This window comes from Luteibacter sp. KNZ12-1A (genome assembly GCF_056755675.1).
On sequence record NZ_JBPGXU010000055.1, the window covers coordinates 1 to 26,888 of the forward strand.

At 60.9% G+C, this 26,888-nt stretch carries 27 protein-coding genes; 14 read left to right on the forward strand and 13 right to left on the reverse strand.

Annotation, left to right across the window (positions count from 1 at the left end):
* The first annotated feature begins 519 nt into the window (after nucleotides 1–519).
* From ACR9ZJ_RS12180 to ACR9ZJ_RS12195, 4 genes are all read left to right on the forward strand, one after another.
* Nucleotides 520–855 (forward strand): hypothetical protein, encoded by a 336-nt coding sequence (locus ACR9ZJ_RS12180; protein ID WP_481280432.1) that lies wholly within the window; start codon nucleotides 520–522, stop codon nucleotides 853–855.
* 30 nt (nucleotides 856–885) lie between these two features.
* On the forward strand, nucleotides 886–1,917 hold the full coding sequence (locus tag ACR9ZJ_RS12185) for a hypothetical protein (protein WP_481280431.1): 1,032 nt from the start codon (nucleotides 886–888) through the stop codon (nucleotides 1,915–1,917).
* A 343-nt stretch (nucleotides 1,918–2,260) separates the two neighbouring features.
* Nucleotides 2,261–3,358, forward strand: coding sequence for a lysozyme inhibitor LprI family protein (locus tag ACR9ZJ_RS12190; RefSeq protein WP_481287886.1), 1,098 nt, complete (start codon nucleotides 2,261–2,263; stop codon nucleotides 3,356–3,358).
* A gap of 10 nt (nucleotides 3,359–3,368) precedes the next feature.
* Entirely contained in the window at nucleotides 3,369–5,726 is a 2,358-nt protein-coding gene (locus tag ACR9ZJ_RS12195; protein ID WP_481287887.1) for a hypothetical protein, read from the forward strand.
* 99 nt (nucleotides 5,727–5,825) lie between these two features.
* Here the strand turns inward: ACR9ZJ_RS12195 and ACR9ZJ_RS12200 are convergent, their stop codons facing one another.
* Complete coding sequence (locus ACR9ZJ_RS12200; protein WP_481280428.1) at nucleotides 5,826–6,185, reverse strand: hypothetical protein; 360 nt, start codon at nucleotides 6,183–6,185, stop codon at nucleotides 5,826–5,828.
* Nucleotides 6,186–6,284: 99 nt separating this feature from the next.
* Complete coding sequence (locus tag ACR9ZJ_RS12205) at nucleotides 6,285–7,007, reverse strand: SDR family oxidoreductase (RefSeq protein ID WP_481287888.1); 723 nt, start codon at nucleotides 7,005–7,007, stop codon at nucleotides 6,285–6,287.
* 132 nt (nucleotides 7,008–7,139) lie between these two features.
* Between ACR9ZJ_RS12205 and ACR9ZJ_RS12210 the strand changes: the two genes are divergently transcribed.
* Nucleotides 7,140–8,057 (forward strand): AraC family transcriptional regulator, encoded by a 918-nt coding sequence (locus ACR9ZJ_RS12210; protein WP_481280426.1) that lies wholly within the window; start codon nucleotides 7,140–7,142, stop codon nucleotides 8,055–8,057.
* Between the two features lie 385 nt (nucleotides 8,058–8,442).
* On the opposite strand, the gene ACR9ZJ_RS12215 is transcribed toward ACR9ZJ_RS12210, so the two are convergent.
* The 3 genes from ACR9ZJ_RS12215 to ACR9ZJ_RS12225 form a co-directional block, all read right to left on the reverse strand.
* On the reverse strand, nucleotides 8,443–8,697 hold the full coding sequence (locus ACR9ZJ_RS12215) for a GlsB/YeaQ/YmgE family stress response membrane protein (protein WP_481280425.1): 255 nt from the start codon (nucleotides 8,695–8,697) through the stop codon (nucleotides 8,443–8,445).
* An 89-nt stretch (nucleotides 8,698–8,786) separates the two neighbouring features.
* Nucleotides 8,787–9,023, reverse strand: a complete 237-nt coding sequence (locus ACR9ZJ_RS12220; protein WP_306846904.1) for a hypothetical protein — start codon at nucleotides 9,021–9,023, stop codon at nucleotides 8,787–8,789.
* Nucleotides 9,024–9,593: 570 nt separating this feature from the next.
* Nucleotides 9,594–10,226, reverse strand: a complete 633-nt coding sequence (locus ACR9ZJ_RS12225) for a response regulator (RefSeq protein WP_448097627.1) — start codon at nucleotides 10,224–10,226, stop codon at nucleotides 9,594–9,596.
* Between the two features lie 168 nt (nucleotides 10,227–10,394).
* On the opposite strand from ACR9ZJ_RS12225, the gene ACR9ZJ_RS12230 reads away from it, so the two are divergent.
* The 3 genes from ACR9ZJ_RS12230 (at nucleotide 10,395) to ACR9ZJ_RS12240 (ending at nucleotide 16,301) form a co-directional block, all read left to right on the forward strand.
* Nucleotides 10,395–13,253 carry a hybrid sensor histidine kinase/response regulator gene (locus ACR9ZJ_RS12230; protein ID WP_481287889.1) on the forward strand — a complete coding sequence of 953 codons (2,859 nt, stop codon included), beginning with the start codon at nucleotides 10,395–10,397 and terminating at the stop codon, nucleotides 13,251–13,253.
* A gap of 142 nt (nucleotides 13,254–13,395) precedes the next feature.
* Nucleotides 13,396–15,081, forward strand: coding sequence for a FecR family protein (locus ACR9ZJ_RS12235; protein WP_481280423.1), 1,686 nt, complete (start codon nucleotides 13,396–13,398; stop codon nucleotides 15,079–15,081).
* Between the two features lie 116 nt (nucleotides 15,082–15,197).
* A complete protein-coding gene (locus ACR9ZJ_RS12240) occupies nucleotides 15,198–16,301 on the forward strand; it encodes a CHASE2 domain-containing protein (protein WP_481287890.1) in 1,104 nt (367 codons plus the stop codon).
* Between the two features lie 304 nt (nucleotides 16,302–16,605).
* Here the strand turns inward: ACR9ZJ_RS12240 and ACR9ZJ_RS12245 are convergent, their stop codons facing one another.
* Nucleotides 16,606–17,223 carry an FMN-dependent NADH-azoreductase gene (locus tag ACR9ZJ_RS12245; RefSeq protein WP_481287891.1) on the reverse strand — a complete coding sequence of 206 codons (618 nt, stop codon included), beginning with the start codon at nucleotides 17,221–17,223 and terminating at the stop codon, nucleotides 16,606–16,608.
* 36 nt (nucleotides 17,224–17,259) lie between these two features.
* Nucleotides 17,260–18,054 (reverse strand): alpha/beta fold hydrolase, encoded by a 795-nt coding sequence (locus ACR9ZJ_RS12250; protein ID WP_481287892.1) that lies wholly within the window; start codon nucleotides 18,052–18,054, stop codon nucleotides 17,260–17,262.
* 161 nt (nucleotides 18,055–18,215) lie between these two features.
* Here ACR9ZJ_RS12250 and ACR9ZJ_RS12255 point away from each other — a divergent pair, with 161 nt between their 5' ends.
* Nucleotides 18,216–19,136 carry a LysR substrate-binding domain-containing protein gene (locus tag ACR9ZJ_RS12255; RefSeq protein WP_481287893.1) on the forward strand — a complete coding sequence of 307 codons (921 nt, stop codon included), beginning with the start codon at nucleotides 18,216–18,218 and terminating at the stop codon, nucleotides 19,134–19,136.
* Nucleotides 19,137–19,147: 11 nt separating this feature from the next.
* Here ACR9ZJ_RS12255 and ACR9ZJ_RS12260 read toward each other — a convergent pair whose 3' ends face one another.
* The 3 genes from ACR9ZJ_RS12260 to ACR9ZJ_RS12270 form a co-directional block, all read right to left on the reverse strand.
* Complete coding sequence (locus ACR9ZJ_RS12260; RefSeq protein WP_481287894.1) at nucleotides 19,148–19,363, reverse strand: aldo/keto reductase; 216 nt, start codon at nucleotides 19,361–19,363, stop codon at nucleotides 19,148–19,150.
* A 107-nt stretch (nucleotides 19,364–19,470) separates the two neighbouring features.
* Complete coding sequence (locus tag ACR9ZJ_RS12265) at nucleotides 19,471–19,836, reverse strand: VOC family protein (RefSeq protein WP_481280418.1); 366 nt, start codon at nucleotides 19,834–19,836, stop codon at nucleotides 19,471–19,473.
* Nucleotides 19,837–19,839: 3 nt separating this feature from the next.
* Nucleotides 19,840–20,919 (reverse strand): quinone oxidoreductase family protein, encoded by a 1,080-nt coding sequence (locus ACR9ZJ_RS12270; RefSeq protein ID WP_481280417.1) that lies wholly within the window; start codon nucleotides 20,917–20,919, stop codon nucleotides 19,840–19,842.
* A gap of 114 nt (nucleotides 20,920–21,033) precedes the next feature.
* On the opposite strand from ACR9ZJ_RS12270, the gene ACR9ZJ_RS12275 reads away from it, so the two are divergent.
* From ACR9ZJ_RS12275 to ACR9ZJ_RS12285, 3 genes are read left to right on the forward strand one after another with little or no spacing between them, the layout of a single operon-like run.
* Complete coding sequence (locus ACR9ZJ_RS12275; RefSeq protein WP_481280416.1) at nucleotides 21,034–21,972, forward strand: AraC family transcriptional regulator; 939 nt, start codon at nucleotides 21,034–21,036, stop codon at nucleotides 21,970–21,972.
* A 41-nt stretch (nucleotides 21,973–22,013) separates the two neighbouring features.
* Nucleotides 22,014–22,556 carry a helix-turn-helix domain-containing protein gene (locus tag ACR9ZJ_RS12280; RefSeq protein ID WP_481287895.1) on the forward strand — a complete coding sequence of 181 codons (543 nt, stop codon included), beginning with the start codon at nucleotides 22,014–22,016 and terminating at the stop codon, nucleotides 22,554–22,556.
* Nucleotides 22,557–22,560: 4 nt separating this feature from the next.
* Entirely contained in the window at nucleotides 22,561–23,463 is a 903-nt protein-coding gene (locus ACR9ZJ_RS12285) for an SDR family NAD(P)-dependent oxidoreductase (RefSeq protein WP_481280414.1), read from the forward strand.
* A 97-nt stretch (nucleotides 23,464–23,560) separates the two neighbouring features.
* Here ACR9ZJ_RS12285 and ACR9ZJ_RS12290 read toward each other — a convergent pair whose 3' ends face one another.
* Complete coding sequence (locus ACR9ZJ_RS12290) at nucleotides 23,561–24,007, reverse strand: nuclear transport factor 2 family protein (protein WP_481287896.1); 447 nt, start codon at nucleotides 24,005–24,007, stop codon at nucleotides 23,561–23,563.
* A 149-nt stretch (nucleotides 24,008–24,156) separates the two neighbouring features.
* Between ACR9ZJ_RS12290 and ACR9ZJ_RS12295 the strand changes: the two genes are divergently transcribed.
* Together ACR9ZJ_RS12295 and ACR9ZJ_RS12300 are read left to right on the forward strand one after the other, a co-directional pair.
* Nucleotides 24,157–24,504: a winged helix-turn-helix transcriptional regulator gene (locus ACR9ZJ_RS12295; protein WP_481287897.1), complete on the forward strand. Its 348-nt coding sequence runs from the start codon at nucleotides 24,157–24,159 to the stop codon at nucleotides 24,502–24,504.
* Between the two features lie 112 nt (nucleotides 24,505–24,616).
* A complete protein-coding gene (locus tag ACR9ZJ_RS12300) occupies nucleotides 24,617–25,015 on the forward strand; it encodes an ester cyclase (RefSeq protein WP_481287898.1) in 399 nt (132 codons plus the stop codon).
* A gap of 7 nt (nucleotides 25,016–25,022) precedes the next feature.
* Here ACR9ZJ_RS12300 and ACR9ZJ_RS12305 read toward each other — a convergent pair whose 3' ends face one another.
* Nucleotides 25,023–25,802, reverse strand: a complete 780-nt coding sequence (locus tag ACR9ZJ_RS12305; RefSeq protein ID WP_481287899.1) for a DUF72 domain-containing protein — start codon at nucleotides 25,800–25,802, stop codon at nucleotides 25,023–25,025.
* A 187-nt stretch (nucleotides 25,803–25,989) separates the two neighbouring features.
* A partial coding sequence (locus ACR9ZJ_RS12310; protein WP_481287900.1) for an efflux RND transporter permease subunit occupies nucleotides 25,990–26,888 on the reverse strand: 899 nt, incomplete at its 5' end.

The window sequence follows — 26,888 nt, forward strand, 5'->3', positions numbered from 1 at the left end:
CTGATACTTGGCGCCTCAAGGCTGCCGGGTTTGCTTCTACCTCGCTGCTGCAAAATCAGTATTCGCAAGGGCAATCATGTCGCCCCGTCACGGAGAGCTGATAGCCTTCGCAACGGGGGTCTTATTCTTCTCAAAGCTTGTTGACGTCCGGATCTCCACACTTGTCGCCATCATTGGCGATCGTCGGCGGATCGCCGAATTCGCCAATCTTCCGGTCACTTGCTGAGCAAGTCGGCGGATAGAGAATGCTGCAACAGGAGACAGGGGTGGAACCACATCAGGGCAGGGAAGAGGGGATGCCGGCACGGCGTCGGGAGTTCACTCCAAGCGGGGAGATCCCTATCCATATACCGTTCTCAGGGTGCGTTTCCGTCCAGTGGATACGAACACCGCGCACTTGGCCCAACATGAGTTTGTAGGGCATCCCCTACAACCAGACAGGACGCCGCCTACATACTCGGTCGATTCCCTTCCATGATGATCCCCGGGCCAATCTTGGCAAAAAATCTGGGGTCCGCCATGAAAAAAAATATCCGCCGAGCAGCCATATCCGCGTGTCTCGTCATTGCTGCTGCATTCGCTAGCGGCGCGAACGCCGTAACGGGATTCGATGCACCTGTCAGCGGTTGGCTTGTTCAGGACTACCCCGCACCTCAGGGTGTCGTCCTTTGGTACACGCCATCCACCTGTGGAAACGGCCAACTCATGTTTAACGCAAGCGAATCCCAGGATCGACAGAACCGACTTGTCGCCATGGTCCTCGCCGCGAAAGCCATGGGCGGGAAGATGCATATTGAATACGACGTGGTAAATGGCGGCTGCATGATCAGCAATTTCGGCGTCATTCCTTCGTAACGCATGCGTCGATCCCAAGGACTCAGCATTGTGAAAATCAATCGACTTGTCACGCTACTGGCAGGGCTGACGCTAAGCTTGGCCGCTACGGCGGGGACTGCGACTCAGAAATACTTCGGATACTTTGCTGGCGACACCGTGAATACGTTGACGTCACCGCCTTCCGATATCGGCTTCAACGAAATGAAGGGCCATAGCAACCTATATGCGATCATGGCGTGGCCGGGTGACACCTCGCCCTCGGGGAGGGCGGTAACGCAGTCGCAGGTGCTCGAAAAGCTTGCGGCGGCAAAAGCAGCTCATGTGCACGCGATCGTTCCGGCTTATCCATTTGTGTTCCAGGCCGTGAGGGCCAGCAATGGCGATATCAGCTGCTGGAACAACGATCCGGGAGCAGCGGCATCCTGGGCGTCGCTATCGCAGGCGATGGTTGATCAAGGCTATTTGATTCCGGGTGACCCAGTACACAGCACGGTCATTGCCGTGTATATCGTGGACGAACCGAACGGCCCAAGCACCTGCTTGAACGATGTGAATGGCCAGGCGAATCCGAGCTTCGTTAACGGTATGAATGCCGTTCGCCAGGACAGCCATACCGCCAGCCTACCCATTGCCTCGATTCTCTCGGGCGAAGGGTTTGACCGGTTCTTCGCTGGCATGAAGATGCTTGACTGGGTCGGATTCGATGAATACGGCGACGACGACGGCAAGTGGTCGCGAACCTTCGCCGCACTCAAGCAGTACGCGCCCGGCAAGAAGTATATTGTCGTCCCCGGCGCCATGCAGGGTTGCGACTTGGTTGACCTTGACCCGACCCAGAGGTTCTTTACCGCCATCGAGAACGATCCCGACGTGACGTGGCTCGCACCCTTTGCCTGGTTCTCGGGCCTTGGCGGAGACGCGAGCTGCAAAGGTGTTCGAGACATTCCCGCCACGCGTGCCGCCTATACGGCCGAGGGCCTGAAAATCCGTTCTCTGCAGTGCAATAGCTCCCCCGGTGACGCCGCATTCTGTAGTGGTTCGGCGAATGTGACATCCGCCATTAATCTGCTTCTCAACTAATTGATCAAGTATAGATGGGGAATCCTATGAACCGTTCTCGCTCGGCCGCAAGTTCGACGAAATCGACGGTATCTAAGATGGTTATGGGCTGCGGAGTACATGAGGGTGATCTAACTATCCAATAAAATGTCGAACGTCCGCTTTCGACTCAAGGCGGACATTTCGATGAAGGCGTCCGCGCATGCGATTTGGGCAGGTTATAGGGGTAGGGCAGTGCTGCTCAAGGCCCCAAGGCTGCCATTTATTTTGCCGATAGCCGTCATCCCTATTTGAAATCATTCGGAATAAGGGCATTCTTCGATCCATCTGTACGATGCCGCGCTCCAAATCCACAGGGGAAGTGATGAACGACGTGAAGCGCTGGGTAAGACGCTGTTCTCTCGCCGCGATGATATTTATCGCTTCAAGTTATAGTGGCTATACGTTGGGAACCAATTGCACAGCGGCCACCTCCAACATCGACAAAGCCGTTTGTTCGGAATTGCCGAGCCAGGACGCCAAACTCAACGAAGATTACGGTGAAGCCATGAATCGGCTTTCGCCTGAAGGCCAATCCGCGCTACGCGCCGACCAGCGGGCCTGGTTGCGCTACAGGGCGACGGCCTGCGGTTTTGCTGATGAGGACTACTCTCCAGGGAATGTGCGGTGCCTGAGCGCACTGATCCGTAGGCGTGACGATCGGTTGTTATGGCTGGTTGCACATCAAGACAAACCCTCTCTTTTTACGTATTTCGTCAGAAGTTCCTACGAGACCACCCCGGATCCAGCGGGTGGCTTGCCGTTCTGGTCGGAATCGTCGATTCCGCAGATCGATTCCAAATCGCTTTCGCCAAACCTTGCCTGGTCGGACGTGCAGGCCTGGAATGCCCTGCTTGCAAAGCTCATCGGTGGCCCGGCAAAGGCTTCCGTTTGTCAGGGCGGAAAGGGGGACATTTATCGGGAGCCACATGTCTCCGTCGCCAGTATCTTGCTGATAACGGTGTCGGAGGACCGCGATGACACCTGCCGTGGCCTCAGGCCGAACCTGGTCATCTCGTACGGGCAGGGGCCTTTCAATGATTTGCCGCAGGATCACTTCATGTCCGAGACTCAGTACAACGTCGTGATGATGCGCGGCGATGTGCATCTGCTGCGGGCCTCGGATCTGTTTTCTGCAGGGGACGACTGGAAGCGGTTGTTGACCGAACGCGTCGAGCAGGAGGTGCTAAAACAGGCGCTGAGTCACCGTGAAAATTGGCATCCATCGCCGAATGCGATCGAGCGTGTCGCGACGGACCCTTCCAACTGGCTCCCCGGCAACCCGTTTTCCATTCGGGTAAACCAGTTGGCCTTGTCCGCGGACGAAATAATCGGCGGATTTACGGTCCGGATTCCATGGAGCGACCTGCAAAGCGTTTTGAGTTTCAAGGGCAAGCGGATATTGACCGCGCCAAATCGGTAAGGGGAAGGTCTTGAGCCATGATTTCGCTTTGAACCGACGCGGCGGCTGGCGTCGCCGCGTGGCGGCTTTTGCGCTGGCCATCGGTTGCGCGGGAGGCGCCGCGGCCGCGGACGATCCGTCCCTTCCGGACGGTTTTCTTGCGTATCGGCCATACAATGGATTTGTCTTCGAAGTCGTGCATTTGCTTCCCGCGCGGGATGATCATCTGCACGTCGTTGAAGTCGACGACTACGCGTTGTCACGTGGCATGGACGCGATCCGGCTCTCCGCGGCGGGATCCTTCGACGACGAAATGAAGCAAAACAAACAGCGTGACGAAGGCCGGGAACAGCAGGTCAAGCTCATCGCGGTACCCGATCAGTACGCCGCTGAATTCAAGGCGATGCAGTCGGCGCCCAGCGGAGATGCCGCCTATGCCCTCGGCACGGACCTGCCCGATGCGATTCGGCTCTACGCGGCCGCCGCCGTGGATTTTCATGCCGCGCATCCTGCCGTGATCGAGCGGAAGCCCGATGCGAGCTGGCCCAAGCCACCAACGGCCGGGCCGATGGATACGGAACAGCGCGCGGCGCTTGAGAGGGCCATTCCCCGTTTCCAGGCGGTAGTCGAACTGCCGGATGCGTCAAAGGCGCCGCGCGGCGTGACTGCTGCGTACATGCTCGGTCGCAGCTATGCATTGCGCATGAATCCTGGCGATGCCGCACTCGCCGAAAAGGCATTCGTGCTTACGCGTACGCTGGCGCGAGCCGGCGTGCCTGATCCAGATGGTCTGGCTGTGGCAAGTTTCGGCGATCAGGCCCGCTTGCGGCGCGCGGCCGGCGACCTGAGTTCGACCATAGGCTTGTATGCGGAGCAGGCGACGCGTGGTTCGGTCGAAGGCGTGGAGTCGCTCAAGTGGGTGGCTCAGGCGCTCTACCAGGATCCAGATGGCATGGCGAAAGTGGAGAACATTCCGCTGGGGCAACGCCTGTTGATCGCCTATGCCCTTGAATACAATGATGACGGTCGCGTGCGTGAATACGTCTACGTGCCTGGTGGCCACCTCTATGGCAACGTGGACAACGGCACGATGGATCTTATCGTGCGCACGGCAAAGCAATGGCCCAAAGATAGAATAGCGTGGCCGGACCGCCTTGCCGCGCTGGCCTATCGCACGGGTGACATGGATTTCGTACACGCGCTTGTCGATGGGCAGGACACTGCGCTCGCCTGGTGGCTTAAAGCCAAGATGCTGGTCGCCGATGGCAGGCTGGCGGAGGCCGAGGCTGCATACAGGAAGGTGCTGGCAAAGTCCCCGGCCACGCCCGATCCCGATGGCCTATCGCCCTTCAACGAATCTGCGGCGTGTGCGGAAATGACGCAGCTTGAGCGGGTGCGGGGCGAGTTTATCCCCGCCTTGCGTGACCTCGTTGCCTGCAACAGAACGTACCGGGTGGAGCAGTCCTACGATCTAACCTTCTATCTTGGGGAGCGCGTGCTGACCACGGCGGAACTGCAAAGCGTCGTGGCGACGCTACCACCAGATCATTCGAGCTCCACCGGCCCGATCACGGATTTCCAAAGTGCCGAATTACGCTCCGTACTCGCCAAGCGGCTAGTGAGGGAAGGGCGCTATCAAGATGCTCTAGCCTATGCGGATGCGGCGATGGTCACCCCCATCAATAAGTATGACGCATCCTTCGACACGGGCCTGAGCAAAAACCTCAAGACCCAGCACGATTTGATTCAGGCCTATGCAACTGCCCACGAGCAGACGCAAAACGGCGGCTCTGACGTGGCAAAGGCTGCCGCGTGGTACCAGCTTGCGTTGCTGACGCGCGTCGAGCACGGCGAAATCCTTGATCATGATTCCGCGCTCTATAAAGACAATGCAACACCCGACTTCCCTGGCGTGTCATCCAGCGAACTGGCACGCCTGAAGGCGAATTACACGGTACCCGATCAGGACAACCTGCGCTGGTACATCGCTTACGACGATGCCTTGAAAGCCGCGCAGCTCGTACCGTCCCATTCGCAGGCCTATGCCGCCATTTTGTGCCACGCGGCGCACTGGATGAACGAGGCGCCACCCCAAGCGATCGACGGCCGCGATCCCATCGCCAATCTTCGGCAGGCGTGGCAGCTTTATGTCAAGCATGGCGCTTACGTGCAGTGGGCAGGTGACTTCGGCCATCAGTGTCCCGATCCGAATTTCGATGCCGCCGCGCGGCCGCTTTGGTGGCAATGGTTCACCAAGCGGATGGGGCGACTCCATGTGCATCCGCTCACTTTGATTGCAGCGGGATCAGCGTTGCTGGTACTCATGCTGGTGCTCGCTGGTTGGCTGATCCTAAGAAAACGCAGAGGTGCTCCAACCCTCAGCCAATAATGGGGTATCGAGGTAGGACGCCCCCTCGATGGGATGCCCATCACTTCGCATAATGTATATTATGTACAATTATGGAAGAGGCTCAGGCACGCTATTTGCCTACTTCTCGGCCCACGTCAAGGAGTCGACCGAGCCCACGCGCGCATGGCTATCCGCCCCGCCTTTCGCCCCGGCCGTCGATTCCCCTGCAATCGGCTCCGGCACGGGAACCGCGCCACGCCGTATCGCCTCGATCTGCGCGTTGCTGATCCGGTCAGGCTGATCGATGGGCCACGAGGTAACTACCAGAACCCGGTCCTTAGCGGTCAACTTCACCCCATACGGGGTCTTGTCGACACCCACACCCATCGCGCGAAGCTCAGCCAGCGACAGGCGATCTAGGATGCGATCCTTATCAGCGACCCACTCGACGTAACCGTTAACGCGACCACCCGTCTCGATCAGCGCAGACAGCCGCACCGTACCCGACTAATGCAGGACGGGGTCGACTTCTCCTCGCGCGAACGATCGAGGCAAGCTACCGGCCTGACGGACGCATTCCACGCCATCGCAGAACGACTACACGAGGGTTCCACCGCCGTCCACGACCACAGCTTGACCAGTCGTGTAGCCCCCTCGCATGAACGAAAGGTAGGCCTCAGCGAGATCGTTAGGTATCCCAACTCGCTTCACGAGCAGCTTCGCAGCAGTTTCGCGGAAAATGTGTTCGCGCGTCTCGGTCGGAATTCCGGACCAGAGATCGGTGACGACCATTCCGGGCACGACCGCGTTGACCCGGATGGGGGCGAGTTCGATGGCAAGGGCCCGCGTTAGCGACTCGATAGCCCCGCAAATGCTCGCCGCAAAGGCAAAGCCCGCTGGCGGGCGCCGTGCCGAAGTCCCGCCAGTCAAGACAATCGAGCCGCCGGATCGCATATGGGGACTTGCCGCCTGCACCGCAGCGAGCACGCCCCAATAACGCAACTCGAAGAATTCGCGAGCGGCCGCCAGGTCGGTGTCCACGACGCGTGAACCAAACGGAAGCGGCTCACCCGCGGTATAGGCCAGGTGGTCGAACTCACCCAGTTCTGCGAAGAGCTGTCTCGTGGCATTCGCCGATTTCAAATCCACGGCCCGGCCTGTGGCGGAACCTTTTGGGAGTCGATCCACCGCATCGGCGACGCTTTTGGGCTGACTGGCGACGATGACGATACTGGCTCCTTCGAGCGCGGCCTGCTCGGCCACGGCGAAGCCGATGCCGCGAGACCCGCCAAGAACGACAACACGTTTTTCTTTCAGCATGACTTGAATCCACGGAGAGTGTCGATGAACAGGTCCGATACGGCGGGCCCGCTGATTGCCCAGTCATCGTAGACTGCGGTATAAGTACGGTCGATAGCTAAATATGCGTAAAACTTTATCTCTCGTCCAAATATGGATCCTTTCCTCGATCTGATCGGCCTGCTTCGACCGCGTGCCACCCTGTGGGGTGGCATCGAGGGGCGTGGAGCATGGGCGGTATCGTTTCGGAAACGAGACGATCTCCTGTTCTGCTGGCTGTCACGCGGAGAGTGCCAGCTGGTTCGTCCGCGCGTGCCGCCCTTGCGTTTGCGCGCCAACGACTTTGTTCTCGTTCGAACTGATGCACCCTTCGTGCTCAACTCGGACCTCTCGATCGAACCGATCGAGAGCGAGGTGGCAGTCGCCCGGACGAAAAAGACGACACTGCGAGTCGGCAGCGGTGCGAAGTCGCCGGTCACCCTTCGCGGTGGCCGATTTCTGTTCGATACGGCAAACGAGACCCTGTTGACGGGCTTGCTCCCTTCGCTGGTTCACATCCCCGGAAACGACACGTCCTCGCCGCACATTCGCGCCCTGATGAACATGAACGAAGCAGAGTCCTCGCACCCAGGGCCCGGCAGCGAATTCGTCGTCGCACGTCTAATGGAATTGATCTTGGTGGAAATTCTGCGCGGTGCCCGACTTTCTGCGCAGCCGCAGCACTCGGGGCTGATCGCGGGTCTAAAAGACCCGATAGTTGCGCGTGCGCTCTCAGCGGTCCACCGTGACGTGCAGAAGGACTGGACCGTAGCCGACCTGGCTCGGCTTTGCGGCGTCTCACGTTCCGCTTTTGCCGTTCGTTTTCGTACAACCGTCGGGATGGCGCCCGTCGAATACTTGCAGCATTGGCGTATGGCGCTGGCAAAGGACGCACTGCGACTCGGTACGAGCGGTATTGGTGAAATCGGGCTGTCTGTCGGATTTCAATCACCAAGCGCATTCAGCACCGCTTTCACCCGAGTTGTCGGAATTTCACCGAAGCGGTTCGCGGCCTCGATTCGACAGCGATAAAGCGTGCGCTCCTTCGCGAGTCAAAAAAGAAAGAGTCCCGCAGAACCGAAGTTCTGCGGGACTGATGCCTTCTGCTCGCGTGGGGCAAGCCCTTTTGCACCGCGAGCAATCTGGCGGCCTAGCCGATCGCGTTCGGCACACTGGTCGCGTAGCTCAGGGACGGCCGTATCGTGACGCACAATGGTGGTGGCGTCACACCGATGAATTATCAGCCGCGTTCGCATACGCATCGAAGCACATCGCGATATTCCGCATCAAGATGCCTGACCGAGGGGAGGAGCTCCATCGCCGCTAGCCGTTTGCCTCGTAAAGTCATTCTGTGATTCGATTGACGGCATACAGAAGCGTCGGCATTTGCCGGCGCTTCTGTAACTCCGCTATCGACTTAAGCCCGTTTGAACAGGCGTAAGATAAACAGCAGTATCACCGCACCAAGCGTCGCGGTAGCGATAGAACTGAGCAGGCCGCCGCCAAGGCTGATGCCAAGAACACCGGCCAGCCAGCCGCCGATAAACGCACCGACGATACCGACGATGATGTCGACAATCAGGCCGAAGCCGCCGCCTTTGACCAACAATCCGGCAAGCCAACCGGCTACTGCGCCGATGATCAGCCATACGATAATACCGTGTGATGCCATTGTCGGAGACTCCGTGAAGATAAAGATACCTGTGGACGAAACAACCGTCGGCTGAAAACGCTGGGCCAGTTTAGGCCTGGAAGGCAACTTTACGTTGGATGCTTCAGCGCCACCACAGCCCGACGAAACAGATCGCGCATTTTCGGGTCCACCGCAACCAGGCGGTCCACCGAACGCAGCATGACGAGCGAGGCATAATCTCCCAGGGCCGCGTCGCCCCACTCCGCCAATAGAATCCTGCGCAACATGGGTAGACGAACTTCGGCGAGCGAAACAGCGTCTTCGGGGTCGACCGTGCTCACCAGTTCGTGGAGGTCACGTCTCATCGCAACCTCCCTGGCGCCGAGCGTGGATGAAGCACTGAGATGGAGGTGGCTTTCAATGCGACACAGCACGTCTAGCAATGAGCTGCGCTGAAGCGCCAATCCCTCATGTACAGGGGGAGGCATAAGTGGCCTTATCGGCGACTGGACTGGACCAGGATGACTGGGTATTGCGACGGCGTCAGCCGTGCGCAAGAAGTGTTGCGGCATCTCGTATGCTCTACCCCTCTCTAGTTACAACTAAATCCCAGCAGCCAAGCCCTATCGGGGGCAAATGCGGACTCGACTGCCGTCGACGTAATCGTCGACACATACACGTCCCTGGTATGCGGAAAACCGTGGTGTGACGTGCATGAATTCCTGGTTCAGCCATGGGGCACGATGCCGTCACATCTCATGGTTCGTAATGTGAGCGACTGGCCTCGCGATTGGAATCAGAAAAGTCCTAGACGGGCTGAAAAGTGCCTCTTCACGCATCTTTTCGCAGAGGTGCCGCCCACGCCGCCGCGATGCACGAGCGTGAGGCGGTCGAGGCGTAGGTGACAACAGGCGTACAGTGGCGGCTATCCTTTCTTAGAACAGGCCGTTGGAGCGGGCGTAGTCGTATAACTGTTTGTCGCCGTCCAGACCGAGCTTGCGCATGGCATCGCGCTTCTGCTGGCTGACGGTTTTCACGCTACGTCCTGTGCGTCGGGCGATTTCGGAGACAGTAAGGCCCTGGGCCAGGAATCGCACTACTTCGGCCTCGCGCGGGGATATCGACCCAGGCTCGTTGTTGGCTATCACCGTCTCTTCGATCTGTTTACGCGTACGTTCGCTGAGATAGATGCGTCCCGCGCAGATGACATCGATCGCAAGGATCAGCTCCCGGGTCATCGCCATCTTGTCGACGACGCCACCCACCCCGATCGCAAGCATGCCTTGCACCAGAGCGGGATTGCGGAGCATCGTGAGTACAAGAATGGAAAGCTTCGGATAATTTTCGCGTATCCCGGCCAACATGGACAGGCCATCCTCGGAAGGCTGATCGCCCGGCATGGAGAAATCGGTGATAAGCAGATCGCAAGGCTCGCGTGACAGCAAGCTGGCCAGCTCCCTGCCATTGCTCGCCTCGCCTATGATGCTGAACCTGTCTCCATAGCTTTGCAGCGCTGCTTTCAACCCCATCAGTACAACAGGATGGTCGTCGGAAATAATGACCCGCACTGCGCACCTCACCCTACGGTTTATGGTCACCCCATAACTCAGCCATCACCACCGCGTATAAATCTTCGCACACGGCATGATTTGTGCATGAATTGGCCGTAATTGTAACATGAACGCGCAGCAAAACCTGCCATGAACTCAGTCAGCACTGCGGCGTCGAGGAGCGATATGCCGACCACACTGCCCCATTTGTTGCCTGGGATCGCTACCTTCGAGGCATCGTATGGAGTCACCTGGATCAACAATCAGGCGACCCCTATTTCCGCCACTACGCTTGTGCTCGCCGTGCTGCTGATCCTAGTGGCAGCCGTGGCGATGGGGCTTGCCTGGCTGCTGCAGGCCCATGTGAGTAAGGCCAGGCGCCTGCATGAGGAACTCCTCGCCCAGCGTTCGTTTTCCGAAGGCGCCCTGGACGCGTTGCTGGCGCCCGTGGCCATCCACGACCTCGATGGACGCATCGTAGGCACGAATGCGTACTACCGACAACACCCCGCCGCTGCAGAAGCGATGACGGCGGCGATCTTGGGCGAAGGTTTCGGCGGAACAGCGGATGGGCACGACCCTCGTGAAATCGACTACACATTCGACGACGGCATGCCGCGGCAGGCGCTGTTATGGAATCGCCCGATCCACACGGAGAGTGGGCAACTCGTCGGGTCTATTGGCATCCTTATCGATGTCACGGCGTTTCGTGACGCGGAACGCGCCGCGCGGATCACCGACCTGGGTTTACGCGACATCGTCCAGCAAATCCCCGTGGTGGTCTTCACCATACTCAGAGACACACAGGGGGGCCGCCATCTCACGTTTTCCGCTGGCGATGCACGCGCCCTGTTCGGTCTGGAATTGGTGGACCTACTCGGCACGGGCGACGTGCTTCGAGAGCATGTGTTGCAAGGCCGCATTCATCCCGACGATATGGCCTCTTTCGGTCGACTGATCTTCCCCGCCACCACCGACCTGGGGCAACGCTCGCTCGATTTCCGCGCATTCGGCCGCGACGGCCTGCGCTGGATTCGCGCGACGCTTGCGACGCAGCAGTTGCCAGATGGAAGCGTGCGGCTGATTGGTTACTTCATCGATACGACCGAACTCAACGCGCGCAACGAAGCCCTGCGAATTGCGCGCGATGTCGCCGAGCGCGCATCGAAGGCAAAAGCGGATTTCCTGGCCACGATGAGCCATGAAATCCGTACGCCAATGAATGGCGTGATCGGCATGCTTGAATTACTCGGACGCACGCCGATCGACGCTGAGCAGCGTGAGCTTCTACGTGCCGTTGAGGATTCTGCGGACATATTGCTCCAAGTACTGAACGACATCCTGGATTTTTCCAAACTCGAAGCGGGTGATCTCAGGCTGGACGAAACGCCATTCGATCCGCGTGTATTGGTCGACAACGTCATAAGCGTAATGGCGGCGCGTGCTCAGACGAAAGGCCTTGGCATCCATGTAGCAATCGATGCCACCGTCGCAGGCATCTTGCGCGGCGACAGCGTTCGCCTACGCCAGATCCTGTTGAACCTGCTGAGCAACGCCATCAAATTCACGGAGCGGGGCAGCATTGCCGTGCGCATGGTCGTGCTTGGCGACGAGAGCGATCACCAGCACTTGCGCATCAGCGTCACGGATACCGGCATCGGTATTCCAGGAGAAAAGCAGGCCACGCTGTTCAAGCCGTTCACCCAGGCTGAGGCCTCGACCAGCCGGCGTTATGGAGGCACCGGGTTGGGCCTTGCCATCTGCCGCCATCTGGTCGAACTCATGGGTGGCGCGGTCGAGTTGAGCAGCGAGCCCGGCGTGGGAACGACGGTGGGAGTTGAAGTCCGCCTTTCTGTAGTACGGCGAGAAGTCGTCGCACCCGCCGGACTACATGGGCGCCATGCGGTCGTGAGGATCAGCTCGGCTGAAACGGCCAGGTCATTGAGCGAGCACCTGAAGTCCTTGGGCATGACGGTGGAACAAGCCATGCCATCGCAAGCGTTACGCGAAGGCATGGCGGCGAGCTTGCTGTTTATCGACCCCGCCGATAAAGACAGTGAGTCCCTGATCAGCGCTCATGTCATTGCCGTTACCGGCGATGCAGGTCCTTCGACGGTGGGGGATGACCGGGTGCCCCTGAGCGCGAACCCGCTGAAGTGGCAGTCACTGGTGCGCGCCTGCCTTGTCGCACTCGAGCTGCGCGATAAAACATTGCAAGAGACCGGTGAGGGGCTATCGTCGGGCGCGATAGCGGACTCCGATCCGTTGCCTTTGTTCTTGGCTGGTGCGCCGGTCGATCGCGGGCACATCCTAGTCGCCGAAGACCATCCGGTGAGCCAAAAGCTGATCCTTCGGCAGTTGGCGATCCTCGGCTTGAGTTGCGAAGTGGTGGACAACGGGCGGGACGCTTTCGAGGCCCTGACCGGTAACGAATACGCGATGCTGCTCACTGACTGCAACATGCCCTTGATGAGCGGATACGAACTCGCTATGGCATGGCGCCAGTACGAAGCGGAGACCGGTCGCCAACGACGGCTTCCCATCCTCGCCATGACCGCCAACGCCCTGGCCGGGGAGGCCGTGCGCGTCCGCAACGCCGGCATGGACGACACCCTGAGCAAACCGCTGCAACTACTCCCGCTCAGCCAGAAAATCCGCCAGTGGTTGCCGGAACAACCGGCATCCACGCTTGCCCATATACCCCATGCTTCCGACGCCGTACAGCTGGCCAGACTGACCGGCGGTAACGAGGAGGCAGGTCTGTACGCCGAAATGCTGCAGGCCTTTTCCAGCGCCAGTCGCGACGACCTGCTTGAACTACACCGTTGCGTCGAAATGGACGACGCGGCGGCCGCATCCTTGAGCCTGCATCGCCTGCTTGGTGCCCTACAACTGTTTAACGATGGCGCATTACTTAGCCGGGGCAAGCAATTGCTTGAGTCCCTGCATACGGAACAGGGGAACGACGCTCTCTCCCAATTGCCCGGTTTTGCCCTGGAAGTCGAGACCCTGCTCTCAGGCTTGAATAACCAACTAGCTGAATAGACGGGTCAAATAGCAATTTCCCCGAAACTTCACGATAATAACACCGTCTTTGTGCCGCATCAGGCCTGTCGAATCCGGACGGTTCGGCGTGCCTGGAAGGATCGCGCGGCAGAGCGCTTGGGGGCGCAACAGGAGTGAGGTTATGTCACGCAAGGTTTTGGGGCAGTCCCGGCTTCGCCGCTGGTTGTTTGCTGTGTCGCTTGCTATCGCTTTCGGCCCTATATTTTTTGCACCGGCATTTGCCACGCCGGCTGCCGACTGGAACTATCGGGTACGTCCCAACGACACAATCTGGGATCTTGCCGGGCGTTACCTGAAACCGAGCATCCCCTGGCAGAAACTCCAGGACTACAACAAAGTCGCCGATCCGCTTCATCTGCCGCCAGGCATGACTCTGCACATTCCGGTGGCGTGGCTGCGGCTGGAACCCGCGAGGGCCAGGGTGATTGCCGTCATCGGCCATGCCACAGCCACCCTGCCCGGCACCGCGCAGGCGATGCCCGTGACGCAAGGCATGTCGTTCGGTTACGGCGCTACGCTGGTGACTCAGAGTGATTCCAGCCTCACCTTGGAGTTCGCGGACGGTTCGCGCATTCTCGTGCAGAGCAACAGCGAGCTCGCTCTTGATCGGCTTAGCGCCTACAAAAACACAGGCATGGTCGACACGCGCGTACGTCTGCAGCGAGGGCGCATCAACAGTGACGTTACCCCCATGAGCGGGAACGCCGCGCGATTCAATGTGTCGACTCCAGGCACGATTTCAAGCGTGCGCGGCACCCACTTTCGCGTGATCGCCAATTCGGCGACCGATGAGGCGCGAACCGAGGTGATCTCCGGCAAGGTCGATGTCGGCAACGACAAGCGACATGTCCTGGCGACGACCGGACTGGGCGTGACCACTGCCGGGGAAGCTTCTCCGGGACAACCGCAATCGCTGCTTCCGGCACCGGCACTGCAATGCCCGGTAGTCCCGATCAATCAGTTTCCTTACGAGTTTCAGTGGCAGGCTTTGAACGGCGCCCGGCATTATCGCGTGCAGGTCGCGTCCAGTGCGAAATTCGAGGCCCTGCTGCTGGACCGCGTCGTCGATGATACCCGTGCGGTCATTCCCGATTTGAGCGATGGCACCTATGCGATCCGCGTGCGCGGTGTCGGCACAAGCGCGCTTGAAGGCCTCGACGCCACCTGTTCCGCCATATCCATCGACAACCACCCGCGACCGCCGCTGATCGTGTCGCCGCAGCCAGATAGCCGGGTGCGCGATACCCGACCGGCATTCCGTTGGACGGAAAGCCAGCAAGCTACGTCCTACGCCTGGCAGCTGGCTAGCGATCCGGCATTCGAACACCTGCTGGCCGATCAGCCGCAGGTGACGGGAAGCGACGTGCGCCCGGCCCATTCGCTACCTCTTGGCCGCTACTACTGGCGCATCGCCAGCCGCGACGACACCGGCAAGGTGGGTCCGTACACCCATGCACTTCCCTTCGATCTGGTATCCGAACCACCCGCTCCGGTACCTGGCGAACCCAAGCGCTCGCATGGCGATCTGACACTGAGCTGGCCAGCGGGCCAACCGGGTCAACGCTATCACGTACAACTGGCGCGTCATCCAGACTTCACCCGGCCAGAAGTGGATGCCACGCTCGACAGACCGGAAATCGACCTCAAGAAGCTGTCTTCCGGCAAATGGTATGTGCGCGTGCAAACCATCGACACCGACGGCTATGCCGGACCATGGGGCTCGGTGCAGAAAACGCGCATGCCATGCGTGGCCTGCCGCTGGGCAGCGGCAGGCGGCGGTGCATCGTTGCTATGGCTACTACTTTGATGCCATGAACCGCTGCAGCCGAACCGACGCATGGAACCTCGCCGATGTCGTGGCAGTCGACGATGCGTCCTGATCCGCTCGTCGTACTCGGGCGTGTGCTGACCTGGATGATCGGCGTGGCCTCGCTCACCCTGATCATGGCGAGCGGCGTGGCCACCCGACTCGACAACACATTCTACGACCTGCACATGCGTCATTGGTCGTATCGGACCAGTGACGCCGTGGTTATCGTGGCGGCCGACGCGAAGAGCCTGTCCAGGCTCGGCAATTGGCCGTGGCCGCGCGCAGTACACGCACGACTGCTCGATCGCCTCACCGATGCGGGCGTTCGCGGTGTCGGTATCGACATCACCATGGCCGAGCCCGACATCAATCACCCAGAAAACGATCGCGCTTTCGCGCAGGCCATTCGCCGAAACGGGCACGTCGCCATGCCCGTGTTCGCCGAAGCCGCCGAACTCGGCGGAACGCTGGAAGAAATGTTGCCCACGCAGGAGATCGCCAGTGAGGCGTCTGCCTTCGGTCACGTCGATGCCGCCAAGGACGATGACGGCGTCATTCGTGGCGCCTATCTGAAAGCTGGCCTGGGGCGCCCGTACTGGCCGGCCCTCGCCCTCGCCGTCTATGGTATGGACCGGAAAACGCAAAAGCCGGTACTGCCCAGCCTGCACAGACCGGATACGGACATGGAATCGCCTTACCAATGGATGCGCGACGACTATGTCCTGCTCCATTTCGCCGGACCGGCCGGTAGCTTCGACCAGGTCTCCTACGTCGACCTGCTGGAAGGCCATGTGTCGCCCGCGCTACTCAACGGACGCTGGGTATTCGTCGGTGCGACGGCCTCGGGACTTGGCGACCTGCTCGACACCTCGGCTTCGGGTGGCGATGAGCGCATGCCGGGCGTGGAGTATCAGGCCAACCTGCTTGAGTCCATCGAAAATGCCAGCACGCTGACACCACTGAACTTCACGAACCAGCTCGTCATCGGCGCCACGTTGCTGACGTTGCCGTTGCTGCTCTACGGTCTGCCCGGATTTCGCCAGATGTGGACGATCGCACTGGTCGCGCTGCTCGCAGGTTTCGGAACGAGCATTGCACTTTTGCGGATGGAGGGATGGTGGTGGCCGCCCCTGGCCTGCGTGATCGTCATGACTGCCGGCGTGGGCGGCTTCTCGGCGCTGCGAAAGTTAAAGGACCGCCATGACGCTTCGAGGTGAGGTTGAATCAGGCTATAGGCACCCGTCAAGCCCCGGGAGCGTCCCCACGCGGAGGCAATGTTGTCTCGTGCGCGCGGATGAACGCCGCGAGACCATCGGCAGGCAATGCTTCGCCAAACAGATAGCCCTGTGCTTCAGTGCACGCCTCTTCCTTTATGTGCGCGAGCTGTAACGTACCGTCGTGTACGCTCGGTAATAGCTGTTGGCGTCGCTCACCTGGGCCACGACCTGATCAATGAAATCCGCACGGTACCCACTCCGAATCCCAACTATCTGGACGGCCTGCCCCGCCTACATGAGGGCCTCAGGAAAAGACGGCCAGGGCTTTGGCCGATACCAGGGCGTCGTCCAGGGCCTGCTGCCTGATCTCGACGCCACGGCTGAGGCGTTCGGCCCGTACGAACTGCACATCCGTGATGCCGAGGAACCCGAACATGGTCGACAGGTACGCTTCCTGGAAGTCCATCGCCTTGGCGGCACCCTCGGAGTACATGCCGCCGCGCGTCGACGCGACGATGATCCGCTTTCCCCCGGATAGGCCGACTGGACCGTGCTCGGTATAGCGAAAGGTTCGACCCGGCTGCACCACGCGATCAATCCACGCTTTCAGCTGGGTGGCCACGGAGAAGTTGTACATCGGGGCACCGATGACGATGACATCACTGGCGAGGAACTCGCTAACCAGCACATCCGAGCGTGCGTGTTCGGCAGCGATCCCATCGTCGTGTCGATCCTGTGCAACCGGACGGAAGCCGGAAGCGATAGCTCCATCGAGGTGAGGAATCGCCTCGGCAACGAGGTCGCGGTAGCGCACCGACGCGTGCACGTGATTGTCGCGAAAGGTGTCGACGATCGCGGCGGTCAACAGGCGGGATGCCGAGGCGTCGCCGAGGACGCTCGAATCCAGATGAAGCAGTTGCATGGCATCGTTCTCCAGGAAAGTGTGCATGAGGACGGGTTACGGGCCCGCATTTCGACTTACGGCCTGCGCCGCCTCGTCGATCAGCCGGGCGACGTCCGTCGGATGGGATACAAGGGACAGGTGACTGGACGAGAGCAGGACGTGATGTGCACCGATCGCCTCCGCGATGCGCTGCTGGATGTCCAGCGGCAACGCATTGTCACGCTCGGTCAGGAGGTACCAGGTCGGTTTGTCGCGCCAGGCGGCGTGGGACACCTTGCCCGCAAAGGCCTCCACGGCCATGGGTGGCGCGACCGCGGCCATGACGGCGACTTTCGCGGCAGGTAGGTCGCCCGCCATCACATGGGCATAGGCAACCGGGTCGTTCAACCACACCCGCCCCTCTGTATCCGGCTGCATGCCTTGCATCGGGGCATGGAGCCGGGCCAGCAGGTCGCTGACCGATTCGCCGCTGTCGGGCACCAGCGCCGAGAGATAGACGATGCCCTTGACCCTGTCTGCGTTTCCGGCCTCGGTGACCACGGCCCCGGCCCAGGAATGCCCCACCAGGATCACGTCGCCATCCTGCCGGTCCACGACTCGTCGCGTCGCAGCCACGTCGTCGGCCAGCGAAGTGAGCGGGTTCTGCACGGCCGTTACGTGGTAACCCTTCCGGCGTAGCAAGGCGATCACCTCGGACCAACTCGAGCCATCCACGAACGCGCCGTGGACCAACACCACGTTCCTGACCCCGGAGTGCACCGGTGCGGCGGTCGCTAGCAACGGGAGCGCGAACAACCAAAGCGTCAGCAACAGTTTTCCCATGAAAGGCGGTACGGGCACGGTCGACATGGCGGCTCCAAACGGGATTTGGTGCAGCCCTGCCCCGGCCGTTGGGAGGTAAACGGCCTGTTGGGGTGCTGCGTGACGCGCATGCTACTCGCGCGTCATTGACTTATTAACGCTGACGACATACACACTCTGTATGTTTTTGGCATACAAATGGGCGGGTCATGGCAGGCTTCTCCAATCTCAAGCGGATCGCCTATTTCGCGGCGGTGGTGGAGACTGGCTCGTTTACCGCCGCAGCGGACAGGTTGGGCATCACCAAGGCTGTGGTCAGTCAGCAGGTGGCGAAACTGGAAGCCGAGTTCCATACCGCACTGCTTTTTCGCACCACACGCAAGGTGCAGCCGACAGAGGCCGGTCAGGCCTTCTACCAGCGGTGCGCAACCATACTTCGGGAGGCCGAAGATGCCTTCGCCGGATTGCATGACCAGACGGCGGAACCCTCCGGACTGCTCCGCCTCACCGCGCCACTGGATTATGGAATCAGCGTAGTCGTACCCGCCATCGCCGCCTTCATGCAGCGGTATCCGCAGTGCAAGGTGGATGCGGTCCTAAGCGACCAGAAGCTCGACATGATGGATCGGAACATCGAACTGGCCGTGCGTATCGGCTGGCTGGCCGACAGCCAGCTGCAAGCCCGACAGATCGGCACATTCCGCCAGCTGTTGGTCGCGCCCGCGCCGTGGCGGGATCGCGTGGAGCGGCTGGTCGAACCGGAGGCTGTCGGCACACTGCCGTTCGTCGCCAATACGATCCTTCGGGACCCGCTTCAATGGTCGTTTTCACAGGGTACAGCCGCACGTCAGGACGTGCGCTTGCAAGCCTCGTTGTCGCTCGATGCGACGCTGCCGGTCCGCGAAGCCGTGCTCCAGGGCGCAGGCTTGTCCGTGTTACCGGATTACGCCGTGACGGACGATATCGTCGCCGGCCGGTTAATCCATGTCCTACCCCAATGGACGCTTCCTTCCGGGGGAATATACGTGGTCTTTCCGACGGCCCGGTTCCGGCCACCGAAAGTGCGCGCGTTCGTTGACCTGTTAGCTCAGTTCGCCACGCACGCCGAGGAGCGCGTGTGGCACGTCTAAGGCCACCAGCGTTAGGGTACGACGGTCCCCGCAGCTGCATCCCGATGGGAGTTCCGGCCGTCGCGCGATCGCCGCGTACCCGAAGCAGGAGCCGTGTCGCGATCGATCTTCCCGGACAAGACACCGCCGGCAAGCGGACTCCAGCACAGCATACCCACCTTCTCGGACTGGGCTGCGGGTAGCAACCCCCGCTCAACATCACGACCGGCGAGTGGAAGGATTGACACCCCCAATCGGGTTGGCGGCCGATACGTCGGTGCCAAATGTCATCCGACCGAGGCACAGGCGCGAAACGATAGTGCCGGTATGGTCAAGCGTCGTGTACTGCATGGTGTCAACCAGCCGTCGGCTGGTAGTACTCCGCGACAAGCCCGTCCGGGTTCCGGACGGTTGCATTGCGACCGCCGGGTGCATCCTTCGGGCCATGGAGCAGCTCAGCACCAAGCCCCAAAACCCATTCGAGGGTCGTGTCGAGGTCATCGACGACAAGGAGGGCCGTAGCAGCGCGAAAGGGCTCGAGCGCCTCCGCCGTGCCGCCAAGCACGATGAACGCGCCAACGACGGCGACCTCGACCCCAAGGTCTGGGAACGGAATACGGCGTTCGCATGGAACGGCCTGCAGTTGCTCGTAGAACGCAACGGTAGCCTCTAGCCGGGTGCTATCGACGTAGAGACGAAACGCGTGGTGAATGAGCTTCATCGATCAGTCTCCGGTATGGTCCATGACAATGCATTCAAGATTTCCCGCTGTCCGCGCCGCGCGCATAGCCTCGTGCAGCGAGGCCAGCGGATAGATGCGCGGTTCGATGGCAGCCGGATCGAGCAGGCCCGCCCGGAAGAGGTCGAGCAGCCGTCGGTAGGCGTCCCGGGGATACATGAAGTTGCCGATGATTTCCCAGCTGTGCAGCATCACCTCCGTGTAGGGGATCGGCAGTGGGACAGCCATGCTGCCCATCAGGACAAGCCGGCCACCGTCCGCGAGGCTGCGTAGCGCGGCAAGCGTCATATTCGGATCGGTGGCACCGCCCACCATGTCGAACGCAAGGTCGACGGCACCATGGGCGACCTCGCGGATGCGAGCGGCATCCTTCGCCGCATCTCCGGTCACCGTGAGCGGCGTGACGCGGTCACTGGCCAATGCCGTCAAACCGGCCAGCTTCCCTGCATCGCGGCCAAGCACGACCACTTGCCGCGCGCCCATCGCCAGGGCGACGAAAACGGCGGCGGTCCCGTAAGCCCCGGTCGCCCCGGCTATCACCACCGTTTCTCCGGCGGCGAGGCGACCGCGTAGCAATCCGCCATACGGCACCAGGTATCGCATCGATACCGCAAGCAGCGGCGCGCTGATTTCCCCCAGGCCATCCACCGGCGTGACCAGGTTGGCGGGAAGGACGGTGTAGTCGGCGAGCGTGCCGTCGGCCCAGTCGTCTTGCATATGGGCGGCGATGGGGCCTTGCCCGGTGACGCCCAGAAGGATCTGCGCCGGGTTACGCACGTTTTCTTGAGCCACCATGTGTGAAGAGATGGCCACGCGTTGTCCTCGCTGCAGGTGCCACACCCCCTCACCCACCGCGTGGATGGTTCCGACGCCGTTGCCACCGGGGACGAACGGCCGGCGCGGCGCCTGGTAGATCGGAAGCTTTCCGTCCACGTAATCCTGCATGTACGACATCAATGAAGATGCTTCGATGCGAACCACGACGCTCCCCGGCCTTGCGGCGGGTACGGGTGAATCGATGTATCGGAACGAACCGCCAAGTCCGTCCAGTTGCCAGGCTTTCATGGGATGACTCCGTTGGGTTCGGGAGCGCCCGCTGATGGGCGACAGAGCTATCCTCTCGCCAATCGATATATCTTTGTATAACCTAAAGTCCTTAATACATTACGGATCGTACCGATGGATGCCCTATCCGAAGTGCTCTCCATGCTCCGGGTCAGCTCTGCGCTCTCGTCCCGGTTCGAAGGCCACGGCCGCTGGGCCTTTCGCTTTCCGGCCTACCAACACATCAAGTTCGGTGGAGTTCTCAGCGGCCGGTTTCATTTATGGCTGGAAGGATCCCGCGATCCCCTGGCGCTTGAGGAGGGCGACTTTTACTTGCTTACGACGGGACAACCCTTCTGCTCCGCAAGCGACCCCTCATGCATTCCCATCGATGGCCCCACGACGTATCGCGCCATACGGGATGCCGATGGCGTCGTTCGCTACGACGGTCCATTGGGGGACCTGTCGGATGTCAGCCTGGCCAGCGGGCGCTTCATGTTCGAGAACGACGTCAGCGAGTTGCTCCTGCGCCACCTTCCGCCGCTGATACATCTGAAAGCAGGCTCCCCCGGCACATCGTCACTGACGCACTTGCTTGCATTGCTCAAGGGCGAGACCGGACGACCGATGCCGGGCACGGACGTAGCCCGCAGCAGCCTCGCCGCCCTGGTGCTTGTCAGTGCGCTGCGTGCATACCTCGATAACGTGCCAGCGCCATCGGGATGGCTCGGCGCCCTGTCAGACCCACGTATCGGGCAAGCACTGACGCTTATGCACGGCCAGCCGGGTGAACGCTGGACGCTGGACACTCTTTCCCGCGCCGTGAACATGTCCCGCACCGCGTTCGCCGCCCATTTTCGACGCCTTGTCGGCAGCGCGCCCATGGATTATCTCAACCGATGGCGCATAGCCGTCGCGCGAACCGCCCTGAGGCACTCGGACGATTCGCTGGCGGATATTGCCGAGCGGATCGGCTATCTCTCGGATACCGCTTTCAGCATTGCCTTCAAACGCGCCACCGGCCAAAGCCCGGGTCGCTTCCGGAGTGAGAGCCGCAGTTTCGTCCCGGCTTGATCGATACTTTACATGTTATACATTTTCTGTAAACTCAGTACATGGATGACAAAGCCCCCGGTTCCGATCCCGTCCTCGATGCTGCCGCCGCCACGTTTGCGCGACTCGGCTATCGCCGCACTTCCATGGATGCCGTGGCGCGCGCCGCGGGTTGCTCGCGCCAGCTCCTTTACCTTAGGTACGAATCCAAGGATCGGCTCTTCCAGGCCACGGTACACCACGCGCTTGCGAGCCAGCTCGCAGCCGCGTCGGTGGCGCTCAAGGCCTGCGGCAGCCACGCGGTAATCGTCGCCAACGCCCTGGCGGCATGGCTCGGTCCCCACGCTATCAGCAGCGCCCAGGATGCGGGCGAGCTGACCGAGGCGACCCGGCAACTCGCCACGGCGATCGCTACCGAACTCGAAGCTGCGTTCGTCACCTTGCTCGCGGCCTCGCTCCACGCCGAGACCGCTGCGCGTGGGAAAGCCCAGGCGCGCCTTCTGCTTTACGCGAGCCATGAAGCCAAGCGCCGCAGCGCGTCGCTCAAGGAAATGCACACCCAGATACTGGCGGCGGTACGCGCTTTCCTGCCGAGTGAGGCATGACGCGATGACTAAGCACAACGACACCGCCGATAGCGTCCTCGAGGGCGAATCCCTTGAAGGCCAGCGTATTGTCATTACTGGCGGAGCGGGAGGCATTGGCCTGGCGGCCGCCCGCGCGCTCGCGTCGAAGGGAGCACAACTGGTCGTCCTCGCCCGCTCGGTCGATGCGGCGAACCTGGCAGCAAGGGCCATCGGTTCCCGCGCGACGGGCATCGTTTGCGACCTCGCCGATCTCGCGTCCATCGAGGTCGCGGCTTCGGCGATTACCCGGGACCCAACGCCCATCGATGCCGTGATTGCCAATGCCGGCATCGGCAACCTGCCCCGGCTCGTCCTACGCCACGGCGTGGAGATGCAGTTTCTCGTCAACCACCTCTCGCACTTCCTGCTGATCGACAGGGTATTGCCCCTCTTGAGGGACGGATCGGCGCGCATCGTGGTGACCAGCAGCAGCGCAAGCGTCGGCCAAGCGCCGCGCGGAGGCATCCAGTTCGATAACCTCGATGGGGCCAGGGGCTATCGGGCATCGACCTTCTATGGCCAATCCAAACTGGCCAACGCCGTGTTTGCGCGGCGACTCGCTGAAAAGTTGGCGCCCCGTGGCATCGTCGCGAACGCTCTTCACCCAGGCGCGGTAGCGCACACTGGTTTCAATCGCTCCCTGCGTTTCCCACTTAACGCCATCCTGCGTCTCGCGACGCCGTTCATGAAGTCACCCGAGCAAGGCGCCGCGACGATCGCACTGCTTGCCGGAAGCCGGCGCGTGAGCGGGAAGACAGGCCTTTACTGGGTTAATGGCATGCCTGCCAGGGCCAATCCGCTTCTGGTAAACGAAGCCCTTGCAGACAGGCTTTGGGAGGCATCGAAAGACATCCTTGCGCGCGAAGGATTCCGAACCTCCCTATAGACCGGATCGCGCCGCGATGGCATTGATGACGGCATCCGTGCTGAACATTTTATATCCACGTTCGCGCCATCGCGCCGGTAGATCCGGACTCGCACACCTAGGCAGCGAAGACCCTAAGCGAGTCGGCAAAATACAGTTCCAACCGTCGCCTGGCGATTCGCCACCCCTCCGCCGTCCGAACCAGCTCATCGTGGAATGCACCGGCGGCGTTCAGGTGGAACGCCGGCTCGATGGAAGGCAGGCTTCGGTGCGATGCAAAGAAATCGGTTCGCGCTGTCGCAACGTCGCGATCCAGTACCACCTGGGGGAGGCTAAGCATGTGCTGCCAGTGGGAGAACCCACTCATGCTGCCTTTTTCGCCACGCATCCACCGGGCGAGTTCCCGCCATGTGCCGACGGGACCGCCAGCGGCGCTGTAGTCAACCTCTCCATCGTCGGTAAAGGTGTCGGCCCACGCGGGTACGACATCGCCGCTCGCGCCTTGCTGGCTATCCTGCCCATAGGAATACCGCGATATGGTGTCCTGGATCTCGATGCGATCCATGGCGCGTAAAGCGGCGGCCGAAGATGCCGAGTCGCTATAATTCCCAGTCATGTGCTGTCCCGTCGGTGATCGATGGCCGAAAATCTAGGGATCTCCATCGCAAGGCACAAGGCGGCACTTTTTTCTCACCAGATTTCCATGACGTAACCATGAAACTTGTCGATGAATCCCCGGCGCCACCCTGCTCCGTCGACGAACTGGATGCTGCGTTGAAGGCCTTGGACGGACGCTGGAAGGTCTTGATCGTCTACCATCTTTTCGGCGCGGAGGCGCTTCGCTTCAGCGAGCTTCGCCGTTACCTGTCCGGGGTCTCACAGAAGATGCTTTCGCAGCATCTCAAGGCGCTCGAAGCCGATGGCGTCGTGTCACGCACGGTTTACGCGGAAGTGCCACCGCGCGTGGAATATGCACTGACTGAACTGGGCCGCGAGCTAAAGCCCGCGCTCCAAGCTCTCCAGGCATGGGCTGTTCTTCGCGGCAAACGAATTCAGACATGACCCCGTCACCAACGACGTATCTCATCGGTAGTTCGAGGTTTCGTCGTGCCCGCTTTCCTGCGTGCCCTCGTCGAGGTGATCAAAGCTGTAGGCTGACTGAGGATGCCATCTCATGACCCCAGATGATCTTGCGCCCATCTACCGTGACTACATCGCCTGCCTGAACGCTCGGGACTGGGAGAAGCTGGGCCGATTCGTACACGCCGATGTTCGTCACAACGGCATCGCGCTCGGCCTGGATGGATACCGGTGCATGCTCGAAAACGATGTCGAGCAGATACCCGACCTCTTCTTCGAGGTCCGGATCCTCGCCGTCACAGAACCCCATGTCGCGGCCAGGCTGTGGTTCGATGTCGCGCCAAAGGGCGAATTCCTGGGCCTTCCCGTCAACGGGCGGAAGGTGGGATTTGCGGAGAACGTCTTCTACGCATTCCGGGACGGCCGCATTCAAGAGGTGTGGTCGGTCATCGACAAAGCCGCCATAGAAGAGCAGCTTGCACGGAACGGCTGAGCGAGTGCTAAGCCAACCGATCCATCAAGCTCATGGCGTTCGGCATGGCCTCGCCCCGCGCTGTGTTGTCGAAAATGCACCAGACATCCTGCTTTTTCGCTAGCGCGGCACGTACGCGCGCGGCGATGCCGTCCAGGAATGCGTCGTCGTAAGCCGAGTAGTAAATGTCGGGACTGCCGTGCAGGCGTAAGTAGAGAAGATCCGGATCGCCGTCGCACACCGCATTGGCGACAGGTGAAGGGTCCGCGTTCACGCAGGCGACGTCGGCAATCTTCAAGATGGCACTACCCAAAGGAGTGAACCACGTCGGGTGGCGTGGTTCGCAAGCGACAGGCAACGGCGTGCGCTTGCGCAGCAGCGTGAAGAACGCGCTGGCATCGCTTTCTTCGAGCGCAAGGCTGGGCGGCAATTGAACGAGGATGCAACCCAGCTTGTTCCCGAGCGACGCGATCTCGCCGAGGAAGGCATCCAGAGGCCCTCGGCAGGCCCGCAAGCGCAACTCGTGAGTCATGGTGCGCGGCATCTTCACACTGAAGCGGAACGACTCGGGCACGCTCCGCGCCCAGCGCTCATAGGTCTTCGGCTGGTGCGACCGATAGAAAGACGTGTTGATCTCCACGCACGGAAGCACTTGCGCGTAACGCTCCAGGTGGCTGCCTTCCGTGGCGAAATGGCTGGCTATCCTGGAGGGGATCGACCAGCCGGCACAGCCTACGCGGATCGAGGGTACTGCGTGACCAGGGCGGGTTCGTTCAGTCATGAGGCAAGGACAGGGCTCCGCGTTCATCGATCGACGCTGCCCGTATACCTTCGCGCATGTGTACGAATCGAGATGCGCGCGAATGGTTTGTCGAATCGTCGTGCGCCGCGGTGCACGACGTCTTTCAAAGCAGCCGACGGTTGAACGTGGGGAATAGCGAGCATGTGGATCTGGGTCAGGGCGTTTCCTGCGGCATCAAAGATCGACGCCGCCTTCAAGATGCGTCGTGCTCCCGGAACAGTGCGTCATAAAGCACCGGAATGAGCCCGAGCGTGATCAGCGTACCCAGCAGCAGCCCACCAATGAGCGTGATCGCCATGCCCGTCCAAAGCGGCCCGGCGAACAGCATCAGTGGAATCAGTCCGACAATACACGTCAGTTTGGTCATGACGATGGGACGCAATCGCTTCACGGCAGCCTCGATGACCGCTTCGTGATGATGACGGCCTTCGGCGATCTCCGCCTCGATCCTTTCCAGCAGTAACACGGCGTTATTGACGATGATTCCTGCCAGCGACAGTAAACCGAACGTGGCCATGAAGCCGAACGGGTAGCCGCTCACCACCAGAGCGAGGGTGGCCCCGATGAGAATGAAGGGAATGCTCGCGAGGATGATGAAGACCTTGCGGAACGAGTTGAACTGCCAGACGAACAGCAACAGCATGCCGCCTATGGCCAACGGCATGTACCGGGTGAGGACGGCGTTGGTTTCGGCGGAATCCTCGATTTCGCCTCCGAGCGTGATGGCGTATCCCGGCGGGAGATCGATCCGGCTCACGCTCGGAGCGAGCATCGCGGCCACTTGTTCGGCGGTCATGGTGGGATTGCGCGCGGTCACGGTGACCGATCTCGTCAGGTTCCGTCGCTGAAGCACGCCTGGCTCGGAGTCCAGCGTGACCGTGGCCAAGGACGAGAGCGGCACCGGTACGCCCTGGGTGGGATAGATCAGGGTATCGCCCGGGTCGGTCGCCGGCGCACGTTCGAGACCGTCTCCCCGGATCAGCACCGGCACGGGTGTCCCATGGTCGTCGATCATGGTGACCTCGGCTCCGCTGAAGCGCATTTGCAGCGCTTTCATGACGTCATCGCGGGTCAAACCCGCCGCGTGAAGCT

Bases quoted from the DNA above. Each gene is read 5' to 3' on its own strand.
- ACR9ZJ_RS12285 (WP_481280414.1), top strand. From the start codon at position 22,561: ATGACTAAGCACAACGACACCGCCGATAGCGTCCTCGAGGGCGAATCC.
- ACR9ZJ_RS12265 (WP_481280418.1), bottom strand. From the start codon at position 19,836: ATGAAGCTCATTCACCACGCGTTTCGTCTCTACGTCGATAGCACCCGG.
- ACR9ZJ_RS12230 (WP_481287889.1), top strand. From the start codon at position 10,395: ATGCCGACCACACTGCCCCATTTGTTGCCTGGGATCGCTACCTTCGAG.
- ACR9ZJ_RS12255 (WP_481287893.1), top strand. From the start codon at position 18,216: ATGGCAGGCTTCTCCAATCTCAAGCGGATCGCCTATTTCGCGGCGGTG.
- ACR9ZJ_RS12295 (WP_481287897.1), top strand. From the start codon at position 24,157: ATGAAACTTGTCGATGAATCCCCGGCGCCACCCTGCTCCGTCGACGAA.
- ACR9ZJ_RS12300 (WP_481287898.1), top strand. From the start codon at position 24,617: ATGACCCCAGATGATCTTGCGCCCATCTACCGTGACTACATCGCCTGC.
- ACR9ZJ_RS12210 (WP_481280426.1), top strand. From the start codon at position 7,140: ATGGATCCTTTCCTCGATCTGATCGGCCTGCTTCGACCGCGTGCCACC.
- ACR9ZJ_RS12305 (WP_481287899.1), bottom strand. From the start codon at position 25,802: ATGAACGCGGAGCCCTGTCCTTGCCTCATGACTGAACGAACCCGCCCT.
- ACR9ZJ_RS12245 (WP_481287891.1), bottom strand. From the start codon at position 17,223: ATGCAACTGCTTCATCTGGATTCGAGCGTCCTCGGCGACGCCTCGGCA.
- ACR9ZJ_RS12290 (WP_481287896.1), bottom strand. From the start codon at position 24,007: ATGGATCGCATCGAGATCCAGGACACCATATCGCGGTATTCCTATGGG.
- ACR9ZJ_RS12190 (WP_481287886.1), top strand. From the start codon at position 2,261: ATGAACGACGTGAAGCGCTGGGTAAGACGCTGTTCTCTCGCCGCGATG.
- ACR9ZJ_RS12235 (WP_481280423.1), top strand. From the start codon at position 13,396: ATGTCACGCAAGGTTTTGGGGCAGTCCCGGCTTCGCCGCTGGTTGTTT.
- ACR9ZJ_RS12180 (WP_481280432.1), top strand. From the start codon at position 520: ATGAAAAAAAATATCCGCCGAGCAGCCATATCCGCGTGTCTCGTCATT.
- ACR9ZJ_RS12205 (WP_481287888.1), bottom strand. From the start codon at position 7,007: ATGCTGAAAGAAAAACGTGTTGTCGTTCTTGGCGGGTCTCGCGGCATC.
- ACR9ZJ_RS12280 (WP_481287895.1), top strand. From the start codon at position 22,014: ATGGATGACAAAGCCCCCGGTTCCGATCCCGTCCTCGATGCTGCCGCC.
- ACR9ZJ_RS12220 (WP_306846904.1), bottom strand. From the start codon at position 9,023: ATGAGACGTGACCTCCACGAACTGGTGAGCACGGTCGACCCCGAAGAC.
- ACR9ZJ_RS12250 (WP_481287892.1), bottom strand. From the start codon at position 18,054: ATGTCGACCGTGCCCGTACCGCCTTTCATGGGAAAACTGTTGCTGACG.
- ACR9ZJ_RS12270 (WP_481280417.1), bottom strand. From the start codon at position 20,919: ATGAAAGCCTGGCAACTGGACGGACTTGGCGGTTCGTTCCGATACATC.
- ACR9ZJ_RS12275 (WP_481280416.1), top strand. From the start codon at position 21,034: ATGGATGCCCTATCCGAAGTGCTCTCCATGCTCCGGGTCAGCTCTGCG.
- ACR9ZJ_RS12215 (WP_481280425.1), bottom strand. From the start codon at position 8,697: ATGGCATCACACGGTATTATCGTATGGCTGATCATCGGCGCAGTAGCC.